A 21,313-nucleotide genomic window follows, 5' to 3' on the forward strand; every position below is an offset into this window, starting at 1 on the left:
ACTCCTCATTCGGTCAGCCCGAGATCTTCCAGTCCGCGGCGTTCCAGAACCCGTTGGTGAAGTCGCCGTGGGGCTTGAAGCCCTTCAGACGCTCGCTGGTCGCCCAGATGGTGTTGGGGACGTTGATCCACACGTAGGGCACCAGCTTGTTGTCCAGCCGGGCGGCCTTCTGGTAGATCGGAGCACGCTGCTCCTCCCCCGCGACCTGCTGGCCTTCGAGCATCGCCTTGTCGAGCTCGGCGTTGCAGAACAGCGCGGTGTTCGCGCCGGCCGGGAACTTCTGATCGCAGGCGACGATCGGCATGGTGCTGGCCGGATCCGGGGTGTACACGCCACCGCCGAAGAGAGCGAGGTCGTAGCTGCCGTCGCCGTAGCTGGCGGTCAGCGCACCGGCGTCCACCTGGTTGGCGACCGCCTTGATTCCCACGGCCTTGAGGTTCTCGATGATCACGTTCACCATCTGGTCGCGGTCGCGCTGTCCCGGCACCCAGGAGATCTTGACCTCCTGTGAGGTGTCGAAGCCTGCCGCCGCCAGGAGCTCCTTGGCCTTCGCGGGGTCGTGCGGGTACTTCTCCAGGTCGTCGGGGAGCGCCCAGGAGGTCATGATGTCGCTGTTGAGCAGGGTCGCCTCGCCGCCGAGCACGCCGTCGATGATGCCCTGACGGTCGATCGCGTAGACCAGCGCCTGGCGCACCCGCTCATCCGCGAAGCGCGGCTTGCCGAAGTTCACGGCCATCCGCGTGAAGCCGGCCGAAGGCTTGGAGGTCACCGTGACCCCGGGCAGCGCCTTGACCGCGTCGAGGTCGAGGGCGGAGACCTGGGCGAGGTCGATCTCCCCGGTCCCCAGCTGTGCGGTGGCCACGTCGCTGGTCAGCATCTTGAGGTAGAGATGGTCGATCCCCACCTGGGAGCGGTAGTCCGGGTTCGCCTCGAGCTCGATGTCCTGATCGACGTTGAACGCCTTCATCACGTACGGGCCCATGCCCACCGTGGGCTTCGCGAACCAGGGGTCCTCGAGGAGGCTCGCCGGATCCTTCTCGCCCAGGATGTGCTGCGGGAGGATGAACATGACCGAGCCGTAGCCGATCAGCGACATGAAGCCCGCGTTCGGCGCGGACAGGTGGAACACGACGGTGTTCTCGTCCGGCGCGGTGAGCCCGGACAGGGTCTTGGCCGAGCCGTCCTGGAGCCCGGCGTATCCCTCGACGCCGGCGAGCCGCGCGCTCCACGCCCCGCCCGCCTTCGGGTTCGCGGCGAGGTTGTAGGTGAAGAGCACGTCGTCGGCGGTGAACGGCGTGCCGTCGCTCCACTTCAGCCCCTTGCGGAGGTGGAAGGTGAAGGTCTTCGCATCGTCGGAGACCTCCCACTTCTCCGCGAGCCGCGGTGTGAACGCGAAGTCCGGATCGGTCGTGAACAGGTTGTCGAAGATGAGGGACATCGTCAGCTGCTCGGCGCCCTGCGCGGGCTTGAGCGGATTGAAGGTGACCGGCTTCTGATAGAGGTACACGTTCGCGGAGGCGTCTCCGCCCCCGCCCTCCTCCGGAGGCGCGGACGTGCATCCGGCCAGCAGGGCGCCGACCACGCTGAGCGCGGCCAGGCCGATGAGCGTCTTCTTGCGCATGAGAACTCCCTTGTTCGTGTCGTGCTCGGGTTTCATCCGTCGGCGCGGGGCGCGACGATTCGGGTGGTGAGGGCTCCCAGCCCCTCGATCTCGGCGACGACGACGTCGCCCGGGTGCAGGAAAGTGCCTGTGGTGACTCCGACCCCGGCCGGTGTGCCGGTGAGGATGACGTCTCCGGGGCGCAGGGTCATCAGCCGCGAGGAGAAGGAGACCAGCTCCGCCACGGAGTGGATCATGTCGGCGGTGTTCCCCGACTGCCGGGTCTCGCCGTTGACGGAGAGCGTGACCGAGAGGTCCTGGGGATCCGGGACCTCGTCCGCGGTCACGAGGTAGGGGCCGATCGGCGCGGAGCCGTCGAGCCACTTCCCCTCGAGCCAGTCGAAGAAGCCGGTCCACGCCTCGCCGTCGCGGGCGCCGCCGAGGGCGAGGCTGCGAGCCGAGAGGTCGTTGCCGGTCGCGTAGCCGAACACGTGGTCCAGCGCCTCCTCCACGGGCACGTCGAACGCCGTGCGCCCGATCACCACGGCGAGCTCCGCCTCCCAGTCGAACTCCTCGGTGATCCGGGGGATCTCGACCTCTGCGTCGTCTCCGACGATGCTCGTGTCGGGCTTGAGGAACAGCCGGGGCGATGCGGTGACCACGTCGCGCGGATTGCTTCCGCTCTCGGTGACATGCTCCTGGTAGTTCGCCGCGACGGCGAGCACCTTCCCCGGCGAGAGCAGCGGCGCGAGGATGCGCACGTCCCCCCTCGGCACGCGCTCCGCACCGGTCCGGATCACCGCACCGGCGACGACGGCGCTCAGATCGCCCTCCCCGATCACGGCGATCTCGTCGCCGTCGAGGACTCCGTGCCGCACCGCGCCGCGGTGCTCGCAGGTGACAAGTCTCATCTCCGTGTCTTCCTCTCAGCTCTGCTTCTCGACCGTGATCGCGTCTCCCGACGCCGACGACTCCGCGATGGCGTCCAGAAGACGCGAGACGGCGAGCCAGGATGCGGCCGTCTCCCCGGTGCGACCGCCTTCCGCGAGCCGGTGCAGCTCACGGAGCCGGCCGGTGACCGATCCGGTCCCGTATCCCGCCTGCACGGTCGCCGATGCCGTGCGCACGGTCAGCGCGGGACGCGTGAGGTCCACGTCGACATGACCGTGCGTGCCGACCACGCGCATCCGCGCGAGCAGGGTCCCCGTTCCCGACGCCGTCCGCGAGACGTGCCCGGAGAGCACGACGTCGCGATCCGTCTGCGCGAGGAAGGTCACGGCCCCCGGCTCCAGCGCCGCCGTTCCCACGGTCAGCTCGGCGGGGCCCGTCAGTCGCAGCATGAGATCGGCTGCGTGCACGCCGATGTTGCGCAGATCCCCCTCGGGGCTCACCCCGTCGCCCGCGGCCACGACCAGATCGATCATCACCGCACGGAGCAGTCCGATCTCCCCGTCCCGCACCGCCGCCGCCGCGCGGAGGAACGAGGGGTGCGAGGCGAAGTGGTGTCCGGAGAGCAGCCGTCGTGTCGCGGATCCCGCGAGCTGCGCCTCCAGCTGCGCGGTGGCGTCGAGGGTGGGTTTGTCCACCAGCACCGCGACGTCCTCGCCCGCGGTCGCGAGCAGCTGCGCGCGACGGTCGCCGCGAAGACAGGCGACGACGGCCGCGCCGACCGGGACGGAAGGCTCCTCGTCGGTTCTGAGCGGTACCTCGAGGTCGCGGGCGAGACGGGCGGCGGACTCGCTCTGCGCGTCGCCGGCGTCCGGCGGCGACCACAGGCCGACGGGGGCGAAGCCCGCCTCCGCGAGAGCGGGCGCCCACATCGCCGACTGGTGATCCTGTCCGCCCGCACCGGTGGTGCCGGCGAGCAGCACGGGGATGGCGGCCATCAGCGTGCTCCTTCCAGGCGGACGACCCGCCCCGTCTGCAGGGACTCCTCGGCCGCCGCGGCGACCCGCACGGCGTCCACGGCGTCGGCGACCGGCGGCACCACGGGGGCGTCGCCCCGGACAGCCGCGGCGAAAGCCTCGATCTCAGCGATGAAGACGTCTCCGCCCGAGCCCTCCGGAGCCCACATCGAGAGCCCCTCCTCCAGCCAGGCGCGGATGCCGTCGGCGTCCCACGTTCGGGTCACCACGCCCTCCGTCCCGGCCACGGTGAACTCCAGATACGCCGCGCGCCGCGGACGCTCGCCGCGACTCACCTCGCAGACCGCCGACGCGCCGCCCGGGAAGCCGAGCTCGATGACGAGATAGTCGGCGATGTCGAGGGCACGGCTCGTGACCGCCTGCCCTCGGGCGAAGACCGCATCCGGATGCTCTCCGATCCACCAGGCGGCGAGATCGGTGAGATGCACCCCGTTGTGCAGGGAGTGCCCGCCCGACACCGCGGGGTCGAGCACCCAGGCCTGCCAGCCCGGCCAGATCCATCCGCCGTTCATGACGATCCGGACGAAGCGCGGCTCGCCGATCCGCCCCGAGGCGACCACCTCCTGCACCGCCCTGCCCTGCGCGGAGAAGCGGTGGCTGTGGCCGACGGCGAGCACGAGCCCACGCTCCGCGGCGAGCGCCGAGAGACGGGCGGCGCCGTCGACCGTCATCGACAGGGGCTTCTCCATCAGCAGATGGCGGCCCGCTTCGAGCACGGCCGTGCCGATGGCCTGATGCGTGAGGTTGGGCGTGCAGACGATGACCGCGTCGACGTCGTCGCGGGCGAGTACCGCGGCGAGGTCGTCCTCGACCGCGCATCCCTGCTCCAGGGCCACGTGCCCGGCCCTGGCCCGGTCCATGTCCTGCACGCAGACGAGGCGTGCCTCGTGCGTCGCACGCAGCGCCGCCATATGGGATCCGGCGATGCCGCCGACGCCGACGATGGCGATGCCGAGCGTCCGTGAGTCGTTCACGCCGCTCTCTCCTTCCTGCGCAGCCTTCCCGGCCGCGCACCTGTCGCTGCGCCGTGCTGCTGCACGGCGACGCCGTTGACGTACACGTCGCGGATCCCCGCGGCGGGACGGGCGGGGTCCGCGAACGTCGACCGGGAGTCGATCTCCTGTTCGTCGAACACCACGATGTCGGCGGGCAGGCCCGCCCGGAGGCCGCTCGGGATCCCCGCTCTCTCGGCGGAGGCGACCGACATGCGGCGCACCGCGGACGGGAGCGAGACTCCCAGCCCGCGCATCCGTCGGAAGGCAGCGGGGAACGTGCCCCAGGATCGCGGATGCGGAGCGGAGCTGCGGTGCCCGGCCGAGAGCGCAGTGCCGTCGGAGCCGATGGCGATCCAGTCGGTCGCCATCGCCAGATCGACATCGGCGTCTGCGCCGCTCTCGACTGCGACGTCGACGAGCGCGGCGTTGGCGTGCAGCGTCTCCGCCAGCCAGTGCCACGGGCGGTCGTGCTGCGCCGCCGTCATCCCCACGGCCTCGGGGGTCGCCGCCGCCTTCATCACGATGATCTGCTCGGGACGCCATCCGCTCTCCCCGAGCAGGCGGGCGAGCTCGGATGTCCCGAGGGCGAGGGCCGCTGCCGGCCCCATCGCCCGGATCTCCGAGGGCAGCAGCTGGAGCAGCGTGGTGTGCCCCGCCGTGTAGGGGTAGCTGTCGGCGGCGACGTCCTGGGCGATGCGCAGACGCTCGACGGTCGCGAGGGTGTCGGCGAAGCGGCCGTCGGAGTGCGTGGCCCGCAGATGGGAGATCTGCAGACGGGCGGTGCCGGCGATCCCGGCGGTCTCGGCGATCGACGCGTCGAGCTCCCGGGCGTCGTAGTCCCGCAGGTGGGCGGCGAGCAGTCCGTCTCCGCGGGCAGCCGCCTCTGCGACAGCGGAGAGCTCCGCCTTCCCGGCGGACTCCCCCGGCGCATACATGAGCCCCAGGCTCACCCCCGCGCATCCGGCGTCGAGGGCGGCACGGATCTCGTCGACGAGCGCGGAGAGCTCTTCGGGATCGAGCTGCGCGCCCCGGCCCGGCGCCGCCGCGTGGCGGGCGGATCCGTGCCCGACGAGGGCCGCGACGTTGGCGGCGGCCGGTGCGGTGTCGAGCGCCTCGAGCCACTCCGCGACCGTCGCCCAGGGGCGCGGCGCGTCGGGAGTGACGTCGATCGTCGCGATCACCCCGGCGAGCCCGGCCGGATCGCCGCCGGTCGGCGCCGCGGACATCCCGCAGTTCCCGACGATCTCGGTGGTGATGCCCTGCGTGATGCGGCTCTCCGCGTCGGGATAGCTGAAGCGGGTGAGATCGGAGTGGCAGTGCACGTCGACGAAGCCGGGGGCGATGACGAGTCCGTCCGCGTCGACGATCTCGGCGTCGTAGCCGTCGGCGGGCCGGTTCTCCCGGCGCACGACGGCCTCGATCCGGCCGTCCGCGACGATCACGTCCCCCGCGAACTCCGCTCCGCCGAAGCCGTCGACGACGGTGCCGGAGAGGATCGCGGTCCTGACCCTCGCAGTCATCTCGCCTCTGCTCCGCGGCCGAACTCCCCGTCGCGCTTCATCGCCGCGAGCACCGTGGACGCCGTCTCGAGGGTGCGATCGATGTCGGCCTCGGTGTGCGCGAGCGAGATGTGATTGCGCTTCAGGGCCATCGGGTACATCAACGCCCCCTCATCGGTCATCCGCCGGTGGAAGGCCGCATAGGCGTGGTCGTCGTTGCGCATGAGGTCGCGGTAGCCGCGCACCTCGCCCTCGAGGAAGTAGGTGACGAAGACCGATCCGAGACCGGTCACCACCGCGGGGATGCCGAGGTCGGCGGTGATCCGCCGCAGTCCAGAGCGCATCCGGTCGCCGAGGGCGCGGACATGGCCGTAGAAGTCCACCTCGGGATCGGACAGCACCTCGATCGTGGCGATCGCCGCGGCCATGGACGCCGCATTGCCGTTGAAGGTTCCGGCGAGCATCACCGAGCCGCCCGCGGGGGTGAAGTTGCTCATCACGTCGCGGGAGCCCGCCATACCCGCGACGGCGAACCCGTTGCCCATCGCCTTGCCGAAGGTCGTGAGGTCGGGCGTCACGCCGCACAGCTCCTGGTACCCGCCCAGGGCGTGCCGGAACCCGGTGATGACCTCATCGAAGATCAGCAGCGAGCCGTGTGCGCGGGTGATCTCCCGCAGGCCTTCCAGGAACGCCTGCTCCGGCAGGAGCGCGCCGACGTTGTGCGGCACCGGCTCGAGGATGACGGCGGCGATCTCCTCGCCGTGCCGCGCGAACAGCTCGCGCACCGAGTCGAGGTCGTTGAACTCCGCGATGAGCGTGTGGTCGAGTGCGTCGTCGAGGATGCCCGTCGAGTTCGGATCCCAGCCGTATGCACGGGACGGGTCGGAGATGACGTTGCGCGCCACCGCGTCGAACGAGCCGTGGAAGCAGCCCTGGAACTTCACGATGCGGGTGCGCCCGGTGGCGCCCCGCGCCAGACGCACCGCCTGCAGCACCGACTCCGAGCCACTCATCGTGGTGATCGTCATCTCCGCCGAGGGGATGGCGTCGACGATCAGCTCGGCGAGCTGCAGCTCCAGCTCGGTGACGCCCAGGCCCACCAGTCCCAGTCGACGCGAGGCGCTCTCCACGGCCGCGGTGACGCGCTCGTCCCCGTGGCCGAGCAGGATCGCACCGAAGGCGGCATGGTAGTCGACGTAGTCCCTGCCGGCGGCGTCGGTCACGGTGGCGCCCTGCGCCGCACGGAACACCCAGGGAGCCCCGATCGCACGCGTCGCCGAGTTCACCCCGCCCGGGATGATCTGCTCGGCCCTGGCGGCCAGGGTTCTCGCATCGGTCGTGGTCGTCATCGTCGTCATCGGTCCTTCACCGTCAGTCCGAGCAGCGCGAGGGTGTCGCGATGCAGAATCCCGTCGATCGTCTCCTCGTGCACGAAGGGGAGGTCCCCTGCGCGGAGCGCCGCGATCCCGCGCAGGCGGGAGATCGCGTCATCCGGTGTCCAGAGCGGATAGTCCGATCCGAAGAGCAGCTTGTCCACCGTGTGCCACTCCTGCGCGTGCACGAGCGCGAGGTAGGCGTCCATCGGCCGGGACGGGACCCCGGAGACGTCGGCGAAGACGCGGGCGTTCTTGCGCAGCACCACGTTGGTGTCCCGCTGCCACGGGTGCCCCATGTGCGCCATCACCTGGACGAGGTCCGGATGCCGTCGGGCCACCTCGTCGACGACGAGCGGCTGGCTGACAGCGAGGCTGCCGATGGGGCTGGGGGTCGCGCCCATGTGCCAGAGCACCACGAGCCCGTGGCGGGTCATCGTCCGGTAGAAGTCGTCGAAGTCCGCGGACAGCGGGTCGAAGAGGGCCAGCACCGGATAGAGCTTCACGCCCTGCAGGCCCAGCTCGACGGCCTCGTCGAGCTGGTCCCGCCAGTCGGGGTCGGAGGGGTCGATCGCCGCGAAGCCGATCGTCGGGGTCCGCACCGTCTCGATGAACTCCGCGACGAAGGCGTTCGGCGTGCGCACGCCGGCCTGGCCGGCCGCCATCCCGAAGGTCACGGCCACGTCGACGCCCGCCATCGCGGCGTCGAAGCTCTCGGGGGTGACCAGCGGGTAGGGCTCGCCGTACGCGCCCTCCCAGTGGTCTTCGTGCTCCGTCCCCCAGTGCTCCGGGAGGTGGCAGTGCGTGTGGATGTCGATGATCATGCGATGGCCAATCTGCGTCGGACGTTCTGCATCGCGGCGCCGAGGCGAGGCAGCGCGGCGACGTCCGCCGCGGCCTCCGAGAGCGCCCGGTGGACGGTCTCCTCGTCGTCGGCGGAGAGCTCACCGGCCGGGCCGGAGACACTGAGCGAGATCGCGACCTCGTCGTCCGTCGGGACGAGGATCGCCATGCACCGCACGCCGCGGTTGCGCTCCTGGTCGTCGATGCTCACGCCCCGGACCCGGATGCGGTCCAGCTCGGCGTCGAGCTCCTCGCGCGTGGTGATCGTGTGGTCGGTGAAGCTCTCGTACGGGGCGCGGGTCGGCACGTGGTCGGCGATGCGCTCCGCTTCGAGTGTGGAGAGCAGCATCTTGCCCAGGCCCGTGCAGTACGTGTGGTCGAGGAACCCTCCGGCGGCGATCCGCAGCGCGCGCGCCGGCTCCTCCACCGCGAGGTGCAGCACCGCCCTGCCCTGCAGGATGCCCAGGTTCGAGGTGAAGCCCAGCTCGTCGGCGAGCGTCTTCATGATCGGTGCGGTGATCTCGGCGATCTCGACGGGGGCGAGGGACTCGGTCAGCTCGTAGAGGCTGGGGCCGAGGGCGTAGGCGGGCGGCTGACCCACTCGCATGACGAAGCCCTCCCGCTCCATGACGGCGAGCAGCCGCAGGAGGGTGGGCTTGGGCAGGTCGATCGCGCGGGACAGCGCCGCGAGGGGCATCGGGTGCTGCTCCGCGCCCAGTGCGCGGAGCGCCGCCAGGCCTCGCGAGAGCCCCTGCGAATGGTACGACGTGGAATTCTGTTCCATGTCTTGAAGACTGACGTGGAGCGTCGTTCCATGTCAAGCGATTCCTTCGATTTTCCTCCGGACGCACGGAACCCCGGGGAGACCCCGGGGTTCCGCACCGCCTCAGCCCGCGTAGTCGGAGCGTTTCGTGAACACCGCGGACAGCGTCCGCGCGACCACGTCGTAGCTCATGGTCAGATACCTCCCTGGCGAGACCTCCACGTTGGAGGGGTTCGCCTGATCGCCGTTGCCGGCGTCGTAGACGAGCGTGGAGCGGGCGGCGTAGCCGTTCCAGCTCCCCGACGGGTTGGTGATGACCACCCCTTCCGTCGGCCGCCCGGTGCGCGCCGGATTACCGTAGGTGAGCAGCACGCTGCCGTCGGACAGCACGGTCTGCGAATGCGACTCGGCGGGGATGTCCGTGATCGTCGCGGCCGACCAGGTGTGCCCGTTGTCGGACGATCGGGAGATGTACGCCCGCACCGGGTTCGACGTGGAGCGGATGAGCGCGACGATCTCGCCGGACGGCAGCACCGAGAGGTTCGGCTCCTGGAACGACACGGTGCCGACCGCGAGCAGCGACTCGTTCGCGGCATCCCACGTGAGTCCCTTGTCGGTGCTACGGACCACCGTCGCCCGCTGCCTGGCATCTCCGGGCAGCGTTCCGTAGAGCGGGATCAGGAGATCGCCGTCGGGGAGCTCGACGATCGGACCGTGGTTCGCCGCCCAGCCGAGCGGATAGCCGCCGGTGACGGGGCCGCACGCACAGCTCATCTGCGTGGACACCTGGGTCGGTGACGACCAGGTCGCGCCGCCGTCCGTGCTGCGCATCACGAAGGTCCCGTGGAGCACGTTGGGCGTCCCCCACTGCGTGTAGAAGTACGTCAACAGCAGGGTGCCGTCGCGCAGCACCTCGAGCTTCGGGTCGCGCGGATCGTAGGCGGGGTCGATCACCAGCGACGGTGACGACCAGGTCGTCCCACCGTCGGTGCTGCGCACCGTCTTGATCACGCCATTGGTCCCGGCGTGCGCGGACGCCTCGTAGTACGACGCGATGATCGTCCCGTCGGCGAGCTTGACCGCCCCGGGGAACCGGATCGACGTTCCCACGGGAGCGGTGGCCGCGACGACCGAGGGGAACGCCGGGATGCTCGGTGCGATCCCGAGGTCGTCGACGTAGAGCTTCAACCCGACAGGGGCGGTGCCCTCCGAGCCGATCATGAGTGCCCCGATGCCGGTGGCGCTGCTCGCGCGCACCGTCGTGGGGAACCGCACGCGATCGACCTCGATCGTGGCCTTCGCCGTCGTGGCGTCCAGGCGCACCTCGATCCACCGCGCGAGCGGGTCCACGCCGGGCGCGGTTCCCAGTACGACCCACGCCGAGCCGTTGTAGGCCTTCACCGTCAGATCACCGCCCGATCGGGTCAGGAAGAACCGCCAGACGCCGATCGCATCCGACGCCGTGGCGCCCAGCGAGACGATGACCCCGGTGTCCATCTGCGAGGCCAGCATCAGGAACGTGGCGGACTTCTGCACGGAGGCGGGATCAGCGCAGGTCAGCCTCGTGTGAACGGTGGTGCTCGCATCGATCAGACGCACCGCGCGATTCCCCGCGGGCGCTCCGGCGAGGGCCGCGGGCTGCACCGTCACGTCCCCGGTCGTCGTGCAGCCCGCGGGCGCCGCACCGATCGTCTCTCCATCGAACGAACGGATCGTGCCGGCGAACGGCGCCGCCGTCGCGGGTGACGCGACGCTGACCCCCAGCGTCAGAGCGGCCGTCGCGATCAGCGCCGCGATCAGCCTCGAACCTCGGTTCGGCATCATTGCCTCCTCTTCGAAGACCGGCCCGACGCCGGTCGGTGTTCGGGAAGCTAGGGACGCCGCCCGTTCCATGTCAATTCATGGAACGCTCGCGATCGCCCCCGGAAGACGGGGAGGTCGTCCGTTCCCGACGTGCACGCAGGCGGATCCTCGCCCCGCCGTCAGACGGCGGGAACAGGCGTCCTCGACGCCGCCCCCTCGACCTCACCGGGATCGTCGCCCGGCTGAGGGCGCCGGAGCGCTGCGAGCCCGATCAGCACGATCCCGAGGACCGCCCACCCGCCGAGCACCAGCCAGGGGAACGCCGTCGGGGCCTCGGGGAAGTAGGAGAGCGTGCGGACGAGGTTCGCCCCTGCGCCCGGCGGGAACCACTGCCCCACCGCACCCCAGGGCCGCAGCAGGAACTCCATGGGCGTCTGCGCCGAGGAGATCGGGTTGGCGAAGAGGAACATGAGCGCGGCACCCGCTCCGAGGCCGGGCATGCCGATGAGGCTGCGCAGACCGACGAGCGTCGAGGAGATCGCGACGATCGAGAGCCCGACGGCGGCGGCGTTCAACCAGTAGTCCCCCTGCAGCGCGCCGAACCAGACCTGGAGGATCCCCGCGAGGGCGAGACCGCCCGCGACGCCGTACACCAGAAGGGCCACCAGCCGACGGCGACTGCCGTGCACGGCCGTGGAGATCAGGATCGCCCCGAGCATCCCGCCCATCACCAGCGGCAGGGTGGCCGAGGCGAGGCCGGCTCCCCGCGGATCGCGCTCCGCGAAGGGCACGGCGTCGGTCACGGTCACGGTGACACTCGGCATCGTGAACGAGTCCGGCGCCGCCGGAGTCTCCCCGCCGCCCGGGGGACGCTGACCGGCCGAGAGGGCCTTCAACGTCGCGAGCAGCGACTGGACCTGCTGCTCGACCTTCGCATCCACCTGAGCGTTCAGACGGGTCTGCAGCCCGGTCGCGAGCGACTGGAGCATCTGCGCGACCGAGGCGTTGGCGGCCGTCGCGGTGAGCACCTCCGGCGCCCCCTTCGACGGATCCGCCGCCTCGGGGTCGCCGAGGACGATCGCCCCGTACTCCTCACGCCGCTGGATCGCGTCGATCGCCGCCTCACGATCGTCGCGGCGCTGGAGCGCGAACACCCCGTCGGACTGCGCCTCGAGAGTCTTCTCGATCTGCGCGACCTGTTCGTCGTTCCCCACCACCCCGATCGGGATCCCCTTCGGATCGGCGGTGATCGACGGCCAGGCGAATGCCAGCAGCACGACACTCACGAGGACCACGGCGGCCAGCGCCAGTGCGATCGCGCGTGCATAGCCGGTCGGGTGGGAGACGGGCGATGGAGAACTCATGACGGCTCACTCCTCGGAATGATCGGGTTCGAATTCGAACTCGATGACTCTACTCTGAGTTCGAATTCAAACTCAAACCGGGTTAGGCTCGTCCCATGGATGCACCGATCACCCCCCAGGAGTTCGAGGCGTTCTCCGCCGTCCGGCGCGCGGTCCTCCTGCTGCAGGCGAGCTCGGGACGCGCTCTCGTCGAGAACGGCGACATCACGCGCGCGCAGTTCGAGATCCTCTTCGTGCTCGGACAGCATCCCGAAGGCCTCCGGATGCATGAGCTCGCCGATCTGCTGATCATCTCCCGTAGCGGGCTGACCTACCAGATCGGACGCCTCGAGAGGGGCGGGCTCGTGGCGCGCTCCACCGCTCAGGACAATGAACGCGCTGTCGTCGCGCGGCTGACGGGAGTCGGTCGCGAGCGGGTCGAGGAGCTCCAGCAGCGGCACTTCGCGTTCATCAGACGACACTTCTTCGGCCCGATGAACGACGAGGAGATCGCCGTCATCACGCGTCTCTTCACCAGGATCGGCGACGGTCTGGAGGCCGAACGGGACACATGATCCGGGACCGCGACGATCAGCGCAGTGTCTCCAGCGGGTTCTCCGTCAGCTTCCGCTCCAGCCCGCCGTCCACCAGGCGCCGCGCGTGGCTGTGCGGCTTGCGGGCCGCCTGTGCGCGCACGCAGGAGCCGAACTCGGCCGCGAGCTCCGCCCGCGGATAGGCCTCGAGCACCTCCCGGCGGAATCCGACCGGGATGTCCTCGTCGCGGCGCCCCGAGATGTCGAGCCCGGTCGCCGTCTCCAGCAGGTACCCCTCGATGTCGAGCGCGGGATCGACCTCGGGCCAGTTGTGCCGCACGATGACCTCGTTGATCCGACGACGACGCCCCGCGGGCCACCCTGCTCCCGCCGTCAGCGCCTCCCCCACATACCCGCCGGCCTCCTCGTATCCGAGAGCGTGGTTGTCGAAGGCCGGGACGAGGCCGATGTCGTGCAGCAGCGCCGAGGTGTACAGGAGCTCGCGATCGATGCCGGAGCTCCCCTCGACGAGCGCGAAGGCCTCGGCCCAGAGCCAGGACCGGATGACGTGGTTCACGAGCGACGGCGTGTGGAAATCGGCGAGCAGCGCCCTGGCCCCGCGGGCCGCAGCGGTGTCCGGAGGCGTGAAGTCCGCGAGGCGCATGGTGCTCCGATCCGGTCGACGGGCGGGGTGCACCCAGCGTATCCGCGCGGCAAGGCCTCCTCCACGGCCGCCGTGGAACATGGCAGGAATCGACCGCCGCCTGTCGCTCGGACGCCGCGGACCGGCGGACGGCGGCACGGACGACGGCTAGCATCGGGACGTGCCCCTGACCAGAAGACGCCTCGCCACCGGGCTCTCCGTCTTCGCCGTCGCGATCGGCGCTCTGGGCGTCATCCTGTGGCTCCGGCAGGACGCTCCGGCGGCCGCGGTCAGCGCTTTCGCCGTCGGCGCGCTGATCGTCCCGTTCGGACTGTCGATCCGCCCGTGGGACCCGGGAGCGTCCTCCGCGTCGGTGTCTCCGGACCGCGTGGCCTTCGCTCCGATCCGCGCGGCGGTGCCGCTCGGCGCAGCCTTCGCCGTCGCGTGCGCGTCGTTCGCGTACTTCGGCACCCTGGTCTGGCTCCACCCCCGGCCGGGGCTCGGCCGGTTCTTCCTGGTGGGGCTCATCGTCGCCGCGGTGACGGCGGTCGCGGCATGTGTCGCCGCCCTGCGCACCCTCGGCGACCAGGTCATCGTCGTCGATGCCCGGGGCGTGACCGCCGGATCCGCCTCGCGCACGCGCACCGTGTCCTGGAGCGAACTGGAACGGGCCGACGCCGTCGCCGGCCGCCTCCGCCTCTTCATCCCGGACGGCACCTCGCAGCGCTATCCGCGCCTCGCCCCGGAGAGGCACGTATCATTCCCCGTGCGCCGCAATCGCACCGACCCTGCGGTCATCGCCGACGTCATCCAGCAGTGCATCGACGATCCCGAGAAGCGTCCCTCACCGGCGACCGGCCCGCGCGGCTAGCGCTCCGACCGGCGGACACCGGACTCGGACAGGTCCGCGACGACCGCCGTCGCGACGGCCGGGATGCGGCGCCGGAGCCGCGCCCGCAGGGCCGCCCGGTATCCGAGGGCCGCCGCGCCCAGCACGGACGCGCTGCCGACGGCCCACGCCCACTCGGCCGCGGGCGGCCCGGCTTCGAGAAGCAACTCGACGAACGGTACGGAAAGCGCGCCTGCCGACAGGAGGAGCAGGGCGAGGAACATCACGCTCTCGGTCGCATGGCACCGCATCCGACCCGTGAGGACCGAGCCGCGGCCCTCGGCCGAGAGCCCGGCATCGACGGTGAGACCGCTGGGGTAGGCGTACATCCCGACCCGCTCGCGCCATCGCTGCACGATCCGGATGCGATCGCCCCGTCGACGGTAGACGCCGGCGGCCCGTTCCGGATCGACCCAACCGTCGATGCGATGCTGCACCATGACCGGTGTCTGATCGGGTATCACGACTGCCATGGGGACCCGGATCATGCTTCCCATCCTGGCGCATCCGGCATGCGATCAGCGGGAGAATACCCGTGGCAGGCCTCTCGATGGCCTACCGTGAGGGGCATGCGAACCGTAAAGTTCCCCACCCTTGCACTCGTCGGAGCGGTGGCGAGTCCGCTGTTCTTCGCGTTCGGCTTCCTCTTCCTCTTCGTCTCCGGCATCCGCTACGGGATCCAGCCGGCGGTGCCGATCGGCGTCACGCTCATCCTCCTCGGCCTCGTGCTGCTGCTCTCCGGCATCATCCTCATCGGCGTGCACCGCATGCTCACGAGCGCGCTGTCCACGGTCTCCCCGCCGGCCGCGGAAACGACCGTGACGCAGGACCGATCGGATCCGCACGTCTCTTGAGCGCGATCGGACTCATCTGGTGAGCCCTCCCACCGCGCAGACCCACACGCATGACCTGAGCGTCACCTAGACGGAGGTTCGCAAGAGGTTCCTGAGCTGGGACGACGGGGAGGCGGACCGCGAGTGGCGGTGCCTGAGTCTCATCTGGGACCACGCACCCGGCACCGCGCCGCGCCCGCTGCGCCGGGAGACGGCGGACGGCCACCCGGTGGTCGTCATGGAACGGGTGCCCGGGCTCCCCCTGGGCGGCGGTCCGCTCTCCGCCGCCCAGAACGATTCTCTCGGAGCGGCGCTGGGCCGCCTCTATCGCATCCCCGTCGAGCACATCGCGGCCGCCGGCATCAGCGAGCGCCGCTTCGGTCCGTCGACGCTTCCCCCGGCGCTCACCGCCTGGCTGCAGGAGGCCTGCGATCTCTCTCCGTGCCAGGAGCCCGCGCTCGTCGCCGACGCCGTGGACGCTGCACGGGAGTGGCTGTTCCGCCCCGGTCTTCTTCCCCCTCCTCAGCTCACCGGACTGGGGATCGCGGACCTGAACCCGGCGAACGTCCTCTGGGACGGCCGCATCTGTCGGCTGGTCGACTTCGAGTACGGCGGGCTCACCGACCCCGCCTACGACCTCGCGGATCATGTCGAGCACATCGCCGCGCGGCTCTCCGGCGTGTTCGATCCGGAAGCGCTTCCCGCGGCCGCCGGGGCGTCAGCGGACGCACGAGAGCGGATGCGGGCCTACCGGCCGCTCTGGGCGGTCCACTGGCTGGCGATGCTCCTGCCCGGCAACGGGGGCTTCCGGCGCAATCCGCCCGGCACGACCGAATCCCAGGCCCGTCACGTGACAGCGCTCATCGGCTAGCCGCTTCACGGGTGCCCGCCGCAGGCGTGCAGCCTCGCCAATCCGGCCCGGTGCGTCTCAGAAGTGCGACGAACTGCCCGAGCCGGAGAAGCTGCCACCGCTCGAGCCGTAGCCGGTCGACGATCCCCCGGACGAGAAGGAGCTGCTGCTGGCCGCCGCCCGGGCCGACTCCACCTTGTGCACGCCCGCCGAATACCCGACGCTGAACGAGATGGGGTTCCAGAACTGGCCGGGCGCGTAGACCGTGTCGAGGATGGATCCGGATCTCGGCTGCGACGACCGACGCTCCCTCTCCATCGCCGCTTCCATCGACTCCCGCTCGCGATTCGACTTCGCATAGACCTCGATGAGGGCGCGAGAATGCTCGCGAAGGAGGCGGGAGAGCTCTCCGCGCAGGGTCTCGAGCCCTTCCAGTGCAGCCTCGGGCGCGATCGACTGGTCACGAAGCCCGGCGCCCAGTCGCTCCATCTCGGCCTCCGCCGTCGCCTGGAAGCTCTCCAGCGCCTGCGCGGACGCGAGCGGCCCAGCAGCCGGGTCGGCGACCAGCGACGAGATCGCGCGAACATCCTCACGCACCGGCTCCACCTGCGCGGCCCACGCCTTCTCCCAGGTGGCCGAATGCGTGAGCAGGGCCGCCGCATTCACGATGGCATCGTCGACGAAGTCCATCTCGGCCGCCTCGTCGGCGTACTTCCGCGCCTGATCAGGAGCTTCCGACCTCGATCGCTCCTTCTTCGTCAGCTGCTGCAGTCGCTGCTGCTCCTCCACCGCGCCGTAGTAGCGACCCGTGAAGTCGTGGAAACGCTGCTCCAGCCGTTGCGCGAAGGACGAGCTGGCAGGCAGCGTCCGCGCGGCGAGCTCGGTCATGTCGAGGTCCATGGTCACCGCGGTGAGATGCCGATCACCCCGTTCGAGCTCTCGGGCGAACTTCTCCCGTCGGCTGCTCCGCACCGCGACGACGCCGATCCAGGTGCCCAGGCCTGCCACACCCGCGACGACGGAGGTTCCGATGAACGCCGGTGACGCGTACCAGGGGCGATTGATCAAGGAGGCGGCCTTCTTCACGCCGGTGATCACACCCTGCGTCCAGAAGGCCGCCCGGAAGTCGGCCTTCGTCTCCTCCTGGATCGAGGCCTGGTCGTCGAGCGAGATCGTCCGGTCATCGCCGAAGTAGGTGCCCACCTGGCGCCCGTCCGGATCGAGGGCGAAGACGAACAGGCCATCGGCCCACTTCTGTCCGTCGGGGCTGATCCACTCCGGGTGCTCGCTGCGCGCGTAGGCGAGCACGAGCTCGTTCATGTTGTCGTCGTACTCACCGCTGTACGTGTAGATGACGACCTTCGTCGGCTGGTAGAAGTCGACGTCAGCCAGCTCCTTCTCCAGCTGTGGAGCGTTCAGCCGCCCTGCCGTGTCCACGATGACGAGATCGCTGCCGGTGACCGCCTGCGCGGCGGCCGCCGGGAAGATCATCGCCAGAAGGTACAGAAACAGACCAAGGAGGACCGATCCCTTGCGAACGTGAGGGCGCGACATGCGTCCCACCCTAACGAACACGCGTCGACGGATCGGGTCAGCCCGCGCACCAGCCCGCGACGTCACCGCACTTCCCGTCGTCGATCGCCGCGATGGACCCGTCGCCCTTCACCCACACGCGGGTGCTCGGGGCATCCGGGCCGATCCCGTAGGAGAGCATCGGCTCGCCGCCGCCCGGCGGGCGGGCAATGGCCCAGTCCCATACCGTCCCGGGGACGTTCGCACGCTCGGCGATGTCGTCCAGCCACTTCAGCGGCTGGGACAGATCGACGGTTCGCGGATCGAACTCGCGTGCGGGGTCCGGGGTCTTCGTCGCGTGCACGACGGCCTCCGGCGCGGTGGTCTTCGCCCGCTGCACATGGAACTCGCCCGACATTCCGGGGACGACGAGATCGACCGAGACGCGATCGTTCATCGAGCTGACCGCCGTCGCCCTCGTGCCGTGCTCGGCGACGATCTCGTCGACGGCCGCCTGGATGTCGGCGGCATCGCCCGCGTCGAGCTCCGGGACGAACGCCGACCCATCGAGGAGGGCGCTGCGTTGCATGGTCTCCCCGTTGAACGTCAGGAAGATCGTGAGGACCCCCAGCCGATCGGTGAAGATGTTCAGGCGCGTGAGCTGCGCCGGGTGACCGGCGAGGCCGATCGCGTGCTCCAGCCCGTCGAGCGGGAGGTCTTCCGGTGCCGTCCACACCGGGCGGTCGAGGATCTTGCTGAGCTCGCTCGCCTCGGCGCTCCGCTCGGCCTTCGTCCAGTGCCCGTCGACCCAGTCCGCGTTCGTCGTGGTGGCGTCACCGCTGTCGAGCACGGTCACCGTCATACGTCCTTCCGGCCACACCGTCAGATCGCGGACACGATCGGAGCCGACGTCCTTCTGGAGGGAGTCGAGGGCGGTACGCATCTCCGCCGCGGTGAGGAACAGCTTCGGCTCCGCCGGGGCGCACGCCGTGAGCCCGAGCAGCGCGGGCACGGCGAGGAGCGCGAGGAGGAAGGCTGCCCAGCGGCGCCGGAGCTGACGTGGCGTGTGGCCGGAAACAGTCATGTCAGCATGCTATCCGGGCGTCCGGTCTGGCTCCGGATGGACGCTGCGGGCGACACCCCTCGAAGAGAACGTCGGGCACTCCACGCAGAAGAAGCGGCCTCCGTGAGGGAGACCGCTTCTTCTGCGTTTTTTTCGGTGGACCTGAGGGGACTCGAACCCCTGACCCCCTGCATGCCATGCAGGTGCGCTACCAGCTGCGCCACAGGCCCAGATGCTGCCCCGTAGAAGCTCGCGACAACCCGTTCAGCTTACAACACCCTGGCCGCTCGTCGCGAATCGGGGCCGGATGCCGGGTGTGTCGTGCTCACTCCCCCGCCACCGTCTCGGCGGTCTCGATCGGCACCACGGGGCAGTCCTTCCAGAGGCGCTCCAGACCGTAGAAGACGCGCTCCTCGGAGTGGAAGACGTGCACGATGAGGTCGCCGAAGTCGAGGAGCACCCAGCGCGCCTCTGCGCGGCCTTCGCGGCGGACCCGCTTGTGACCGGCCTCGATGAGCCGGTCCTCGACCTCGTCGGCGATCGCGGCGACGTTGCGCTCGCTGTTCCCGGTCACCAGCAGGAAGATGTCGACCAGGGGCAGCGGCCCCGACACGTCGAGCGCGACGAGGTCTTCGCCGCCCTTGCCCGCCGCCGCATCGGCCGCGATCCGGAGCATCTCCACGGAGTTCTCGAACGCCTGCATCAGCGACCGAGCACGTTCGTGATGAACACGGCGACGAGCGCCGCGGCGAGGGCGAGGGCGAGACCGCCGGCGACGATCGCCAGGGTGAGCATCAGCTTGTTGCCCTTCTCAGGCGCCGGCGGGCGGATGACCTCACCCGCGGGCTTGGAGGTGCTGACCGCGGCGCTCGCGGCGATCGGCGTCGGCGAGGACGTCGGCGGCAGTTCGCCGTCGATGAGCACCGCGTCGACCTCCTTGCCGTCGGCGGCGCCGATGGCGTGCCCCTGCGAGCCGATGCCCCGGGGAAGCTCGTACGTGCCGGTGATCAGCAGCTCGCCCGTCGAGGCGACAGGCCCCGAGAGCGACCCCTCGGTCGGCCCCTGAGTGAAGATCAGCGCGTTGGCGGCGTGGTGCGAGCCGGTCGAGTCACCCACGACGATGTCGTCGAAGGACGGCGAGAACGTCGGCACCTCGGCGGCGGGAGCGCTCACTCCGCGGCCGAACGACGGATCGAGCTGTGCGGCGCCGTCTTCGGACGCCTCCCGCGCAGCGACCTCCGCCTCGGGCTCGGATGCCGGCTCCGCAGAGGGAACGTGCGGCTCCTCCGGCACGACCGCCGCGGCAGCCCGCGGAGCCTCGAAGACCGCGGACGACACCGGGTCGTCGATCCCCTCGTCCTCATCCTCGTCGGCCACGGCCGGGAAGCCGTCGGAAGGGCCGAACATCGCCGCGAGTGCGGCCTGCGTCGACGCGGCATCGGGACGCGCCGCGACGTCGCCATCCGGCTGGGCGTCGCGCGGGAACACCGGGACCTCGGAGAGCACAGGAGCCGTCTGGGCCGTGGCCGGCTGGGGCGCGAAGCCCGCGGACTCCGACTCGGACTCGACAGGAGCGGACTCGACAGGAGCGGACTCGACAGGAGCGGACTCGACAGGAGCGGACTCGACAGGAGCGGACTCGGCGGGAGCCTCCTCGTCGGCGACCGGGGTCTCGTCTGCCGACTCGGCGACCGGCTCCGCCGCGACGACCGGCTCAGGCTGCGCGAAGACAGGCTCCTCGATCGGCGCGATCACGGGCACTGAGGCGGTGCGGACGCGCTCCTGCTCGCGCGCCTGGCGCCGCGTCATCGGCGTCTCGCCGAGGTCGGCGGGCACCTCCGGCGCCGGAGCGGGTGCGGGTTCCGAGGCGCTCGGCGGCGCCGGGACCGCGGCTGCCGCCTCCTCCTCGGTGATGACCGGCGTCGAACCGGTCAGCCGAAGCTCCCGCAGCTGCTTGCGCGTCAGCGGTGCCCCTTCGTTCTGATCCGATGTACTCATGCCTTGCTCCGATACAGATGATGCTTCGCGATGTACTGAACGACCCCGTCGGGAACGAGGTACCACACCGGCTCCCCCGCGCTCACCCGGGCGCGGCAGGCAGTCGACGAGATCGACAGCGCCGGCACCTCGAGCTGACTCACGTCCTCGCTCGGAAGCCCGTCCGTGCTGAGCACGTGCCCCGGCCGGGAGACGGCGACGAAGTGGGCCAGATCCCACAGCTCATCATGGTCTCTCCAACTGAGAATTTGCGCTACGGCGTCCGCTCCGGTGATGAAGAAGAACTCGGCTTCGGGACGCTCGGCCTTGAGATCCCGGAGGGTGTCGATCGTGTACGTGGGCCCATCGCGATCGATGTCGACCCTGCTGACCGTGAAGTCGGGGTTGGACGCGGTCGCGATCACCGTCATCAGATAGCGGTGCTCGCTGGGCGAGACGTCCTTCTTCTGCCAGGGCTCGCCGGTCGGGACGAAGACGACCTCGTCGAGGTCGAACGAATGGGCCACCTCGCTCGCGGCGACCAGGTGCCCATGGTGGATCGGATCGAAAGTACCGCCCATCACACCGATGCGCGGCGCCCGAGGAGTCGGGTTCTCCATGCGGACCTCTGGCCTCAGTGGCCGTGACCTGCCCCGTGGCCGTCCTTACCGTGCCGCGCGGCCCAGGCGGCTGCCTTGGCCTCGTGCCGGTTGGCCACGTTCTTGTACGAGAAGGTCACCAGCGCGAGCAGCGCGAACACGACAGCGGCGATGATGCCGAAGATGACGGTCTCAGCCGGGATGTTCCCGTGGTGTTCCGTCTCAGCGGCTGCCACCGCAAGCTGTGCGACGAGGTTCATCGGTACTCCG

At 70.4% G+C, this 21,313-nt stretch carries 22 protein-coding genes and 1 tRNA gene; 4 read left to right on the plus strand and 19 right to left on the minus strand.

The genetic code is table 11. From position 1 onward, the window contains the following. Positions 1–13 precede the first annotated feature (13 nt). From ABWO84_RS11390 to ABWO84_RS11435, 10 genes are all read right to left on the minus strand, one after another. Positions 14–1,621, minus strand: a complete 1,608-nt coding sequence (locus tag ABWO84_RS11390) for an ABC transporter substrate-binding protein (RefSeq protein WP_353114697.1) — start codon at positions 1,619–1,621, stop codon at positions 14–16. Positions 1,622–1,653: 32 nt separating this feature from the next. Then, positions 1,654–2,511: a fumarylacetoacetate hydrolase family protein gene (locus tag ABWO84_RS11395; RefSeq protein WP_353114698.1), complete on the minus strand. Its 858-nt coding sequence runs from the start codon at positions 2,509–2,511 to the stop codon at positions 1,654–1,656. 15 nt (positions 2,512–2,526) lie between these two features. After that, complete coding sequence (locus ABWO84_RS11400) at positions 2,527–3,486, minus strand: Gfo/Idh/MocA family oxidoreductase (RefSeq protein ID WP_353114699.1); 960 nt, start codon at positions 3,484–3,486, stop codon at positions 2,527–2,529. Then, on the minus strand, positions 3,486–4,499 hold the full coding sequence (locus tag ABWO84_RS11405) for a Gfo/Idh/MocA family protein (RefSeq protein WP_353114700.1): 1,014 nt from the start codon (positions 4,497–4,499) through the stop codon (positions 3,486–3,488). The genes ABWO84_RS11400 and ABWO84_RS11405 overlap by 1 nt, the downstream gene beginning before the upstream one ends. Further along, the gene (locus tag ABWO84_RS11410; RefSeq protein WP_353114701.1) at positions 4,496–6,040 is read right to left on the minus strand and encodes an N-acyl-D-amino-acid deacylase family protein; all 1,545 of its coding nucleotides are present in this window, start codon (positions 6,038–6,040) and stop codon (positions 4,496–4,498) included. The genes ABWO84_RS11405 and ABWO84_RS11410 overlap by 4 nt, the downstream gene beginning before the upstream one ends. Next, complete coding sequence (locus ABWO84_RS11415) at positions 6,037–7,368, minus strand: aspartate aminotransferase family protein (protein ID WP_353114702.1); 1,332 nt, start codon at positions 7,366–7,368, stop codon at positions 6,037–6,039. The genes ABWO84_RS11410 and ABWO84_RS11415 overlap by 4 nt, the downstream gene beginning before the upstream one ends. A gap of 5 nt (positions 7,369–7,373) precedes the next feature. Beyond that, on the minus strand, positions 7,374–8,216 hold the full coding sequence (locus ABWO84_RS11420; protein WP_353114703.1) for an amidohydrolase family protein: 843 nt from the start codon (positions 8,214–8,216) through the stop codon (positions 7,374–7,376). Further along, on the minus strand, positions 8,213–9,019 hold the full coding sequence (locus tag ABWO84_RS11425; RefSeq protein ID WP_353114704.1) for an IclR family transcriptional regulator: 807 nt from the start codon (positions 9,017–9,019) through the stop codon (positions 8,213–8,215). The genes ABWO84_RS11420 and ABWO84_RS11425 overlap by 4 nt, the downstream gene beginning before the upstream one ends. A 102-nt stretch (positions 9,020–9,121) precedes the next feature. Beyond that, positions 9,122–10,819: a sialidase family protein gene (locus ABWO84_RS11430; protein ID WP_353114705.1), complete on the minus strand. Its 1,698-nt coding sequence runs from the start codon at positions 10,817–10,819 to the stop codon at positions 9,122–9,124. Positions 10,820–10,980: 161 nt separating this feature from the next. Then, positions 10,981–12,165: a hypothetical protein gene (locus tag ABWO84_RS11435; protein WP_353114706.1), complete on the minus strand. Its 1,185-nt coding sequence runs from the start codon at positions 12,163–12,165 to the stop codon at positions 10,981–10,983. Positions 12,166–12,260: 95 nt separating this feature from the next. Here ABWO84_RS11435 and ABWO84_RS11440 point away from each other — a divergent pair, with 95 nt between their 5' ends. Then, complete coding sequence (locus tag ABWO84_RS11440; protein WP_353114707.1) at positions 12,261–12,719, plus strand: MarR family winged helix-turn-helix transcriptional regulator; 459 nt, start codon at positions 12,261–12,263, stop codon at positions 12,717–12,719. Positions 12,720–12,735: 16 nt separating this feature from the next. On the opposite strand, the gene ABWO84_RS11445 is transcribed toward ABWO84_RS11440, so the two are convergent. Beyond that, a complete protein-coding gene (locus ABWO84_RS11445; protein WP_353114708.1) occupies positions 12,736–13,341 on the minus strand; it encodes an HD domain-containing protein in 606 nt (201 codons plus the stop codon). Between the two features lie 160 nt (positions 13,342–13,501). On the opposite strand from ABWO84_RS11445, the gene ABWO84_RS11450 reads away from it, so the two are divergent. Beyond that, positions 13,502–14,191 (plus strand): hypothetical protein, encoded by a 690-nt coding sequence (locus ABWO84_RS11450; RefSeq protein ID WP_353114709.1) that lies wholly within the window; start codon positions 13,502–13,504, stop codon positions 14,189–14,191. Here the strand turns inward: ABWO84_RS11450 and ABWO84_RS11455 are convergent. After that, positions 14,188–14,649 carry a hypothetical protein gene (locus tag ABWO84_RS11455; RefSeq protein WP_353114710.1) on the minus strand — a complete coding sequence of 154 codons (462 nt, stop codon included), beginning with the start codon at positions 14,647–14,649 and terminating at the stop codon, positions 14,188–14,190. The genes ABWO84_RS11450 and ABWO84_RS11455 overlap by 4 nt on opposite strands. A 129-nt stretch (positions 14,650–14,778) precedes the next feature. On the opposite strand from ABWO84_RS11455, the gene ABWO84_RS11460 reads away from it, so the two are divergent. Both ABWO84_RS11460 and ABWO84_RS11465 read left to right on the plus strand, forming a co-directional pair. Next, positions 14,779–15,063, plus strand: coding sequence for a hypothetical protein (locus tag ABWO84_RS11460; RefSeq protein WP_353114711.1), 285 nt, complete (start codon positions 14,779–14,781; stop codon positions 15,061–15,063). A gap of 91 nt (positions 15,064–15,154) precedes the next feature. Next, complete coding sequence (locus tag ABWO84_RS11465; protein WP_353114764.1) at positions 15,155–15,913, plus strand: aminoglycoside phosphotransferase family protein; 759 nt, start codon at positions 15,155–15,157, stop codon at positions 15,911–15,913. A 57-nt stretch (positions 15,914–15,970) separates the two neighbouring features. Here the strand turns inward: ABWO84_RS11465 and ABWO84_RS11470 are convergent, their stop codons facing one another. The 7 genes from ABWO84_RS11470 to ABWO84_RS11500 all read right to left on the minus strand — a co-directional run bounded on the left by ABWO84_RS11470 (position 15,971) and on the right by ABWO84_RS11500 (position 21,303). Then, positions 15,971–17,383 carry a DUF5129 domain-containing protein gene (locus ABWO84_RS11470; RefSeq protein ID WP_353114712.1) on the minus strand — a complete coding sequence of 471 codons (1,413 nt, stop codon included), beginning with the start codon at positions 17,381–17,383 and terminating at the stop codon, positions 15,971–15,973. A 100-nt stretch (positions 17,384–17,483) separates the two neighbouring features. Beyond that, the gene (locus ABWO84_RS11475) at positions 17,484–18,488 is read right to left on the minus strand and encodes a hypothetical protein (protein WP_353114713.1); all 1,005 of its coding nucleotides are present in this window, start codon (positions 18,486–18,488) and stop codon (positions 17,484–17,486) included. Positions 18,489–18,624: 136 nt separating this feature from the next. Next, positions 18,625–18,697, minus strand: a tRNA-Ala gene (locus tag ABWO84_RS11480). A gap of 95 nt (positions 18,698–18,792) precedes the next feature. Then, positions 18,793–19,170: a ribosome silencing factor gene (gene rsfS / locus ABWO84_RS11485; protein ID WP_353114714.1), complete on the minus strand. Its 378-nt coding sequence runs from the start codon at positions 19,168–19,170 to the stop codon at positions 18,793–18,795. Then, the gene (locus tag ABWO84_RS11490; protein ID WP_353114715.1) at positions 19,170–20,465 is read right to left on the minus strand and encodes a hypothetical protein; all 1,296 of its coding nucleotides are present in this window, start codon (positions 20,463–20,465) and stop codon (positions 19,170–19,172) included. Before ABWO84_RS11490 ends, rsfS begins: the two co-directional genes overlap by 1 nt. Beyond that, positions 20,462–21,064 (minus strand): nicotinate-nucleotide adenylyltransferase, encoded by a 603-nt coding sequence (gene nadD, locus ABWO84_RS11495; protein ID WP_353114716.1) that lies wholly within the window; start codon positions 21,062–21,064, stop codon positions 20,462–20,464. Before nadD ends, ABWO84_RS11490 begins: the two co-directional genes overlap by 4 nt. Positions 21,065–21,078: 14 nt before the next feature. Then, the gene (locus tag ABWO84_RS11500) at positions 21,079–21,303 is read right to left on the minus strand and encodes a hypothetical protein (RefSeq protein WP_353114717.1); all 225 of its coding nucleotides are present in this window, start codon (positions 21,301–21,303) and stop codon (positions 21,079–21,081) included. Between the last annotated feature and the right edge of the window lie 10 nt (positions 21,304–21,313).

The organism is Microbacterium sp. (assembly GCF_040394595.1).
In the GTDB taxonomy this organism is placed as follows: Bacteria; Actinomycetota; Actinomycetes; order Actinomycetales; family Microbacteriaceae; genus Microbacterium.

What these genes read in the sequence shown, in the direction of transcription:
- ABWO84_RS11390 (WP_353114697.1), bottom strand. Translation starts at nt 1,621, where the DNA reads ATGCGCAAGAAGACGCTCATCGGCCTGGCCGCGCTCAGCGTGGTCGGC.
- ABWO84_RS11395 (WP_353114698.1), bottom strand. Translation starts at nt 2,511, where the DNA reads ATGAGACTTGTCACCTGCGAGCACCGCGGCGCGGTGCGGCACGGAGTC.
- ABWO84_RS11400 (WP_353114699.1), bottom strand. Translation starts at nt 3,486, where the DNA reads ATGGCCGCCATCCCCGTGCTGCTCGCCGGCACCACCGGTGCGGGCGGA.
- ABWO84_RS11410 (WP_353114701.1), bottom strand. Translation starts at nt 6,040, where the DNA reads ATGACTGCGAGGGTCAGGACCGCGATCCTCTCCGGCACCGTCGTCGAC.
- ABWO84_RS11415 (WP_353114702.1), bottom strand. Translation starts at nt 7,368, where the DNA reads ATGACGACCACGACCGATGCGAGAACCCTGGCCGCCAGGGCCGAGCAG.
- ABWO84_RS11420 (WP_353114703.1), bottom strand. Translation starts at nt 8,216, where the DNA reads ATGATCATCGACATCCACACGCACTGCCACCTCCCGGAGCACTGGGGG.
- ABWO84_RS11425 (WP_353114704.1), bottom strand. Translation starts at nt 9,019, where the DNA reads ATGGAACAGAATTCCACGTCGTACCATTCGCAGGGGCTCTCGCGAGGC.
- ABWO84_RS11430 (WP_353114705.1), bottom strand. Translation starts at nt 10,819, where the DNA reads ATGCCGAACCGAGGTTCGAGGCTGATCGCGGCGCTGATCGCGACGGCC.
- ABWO84_RS11435 (WP_353114706.1), bottom strand. Translation starts at nt 12,165, where the DNA reads ATGAGTTCTCCATCGCCCGTCTCCCACCCGACCGGCTATGCACGCGCG.
- ABWO84_RS11440 (WP_353114707.1), top strand. Translation starts at nt 12,261, where the DNA reads ATGGATGCACCGATCACCCCCCAGGAGTTCGAGGCGTTCTCCGCCGTC.
- ABWO84_RS11445 (WP_353114708.1), bottom strand. Translation starts at nt 13,341, where the DNA reads ATGCGCCTCGCGGACTTCACGCCTCCGGACACCGCTGCGGCCCGCGGG.
- ABWO84_RS11455 (WP_353114710.1), bottom strand. Translation starts at nt 14,649, where the DNA reads ATGGTGCAGCATCGCATCGACGGTTGGGTCGATCCGGAACGGGCCGCC.
- ABWO84_RS11460 (WP_353114711.1), top strand. Translation starts at nt 14,779, where the DNA reads ATGCGAACCGTAAAGTTCCCCACCCTTGCACTCGTCGGAGCGGTGGCG.
- ABWO84_RS11470 (WP_353114712.1), bottom strand. Translation starts at nt 17,383, where the DNA reads ATGATCTTCCCGGCGGCCGCCGCGCAGGCGGTCACCGGCAGCGATCTC.
- ABWO84_RS11475 (WP_353114713.1), bottom strand. Translation starts at nt 18,488, where the DNA reads ATGACTGTTTCCGGCCACACGCCACGTCAGCTCCGGCGCCGCTGGGCA.
- rsfS (WP_353114714.1), bottom strand. Translation starts at nt 19,170, where the DNA reads ATGCAGGCGTTCGAGAACTCCGTGGAGATGCTCCGGATCGCGGCCGAT.
- ABWO84_RS11490 (WP_353114715.1), bottom strand. Translation starts at nt 20,465, where the DNA reads ATGAGTACATCGGATCAGAACGAAGGGGCACCGCTGACGCGCAAGCAG.
- nadD (WP_353114716.1), bottom strand. Translation starts at nt 21,064, where the DNA reads ATGGAGAACCCGACTCCTCGGGCGCCGCGCATCGGTGTGATGGGCGGT.
- ABWO84_RS11500 (WP_353114717.1), bottom strand. Translation starts at nt 21,303, where the DNA reads ATGAACCTCGTCGCACAGCTTGCGGTGGCAGCCGCTGAGACGGAACAC.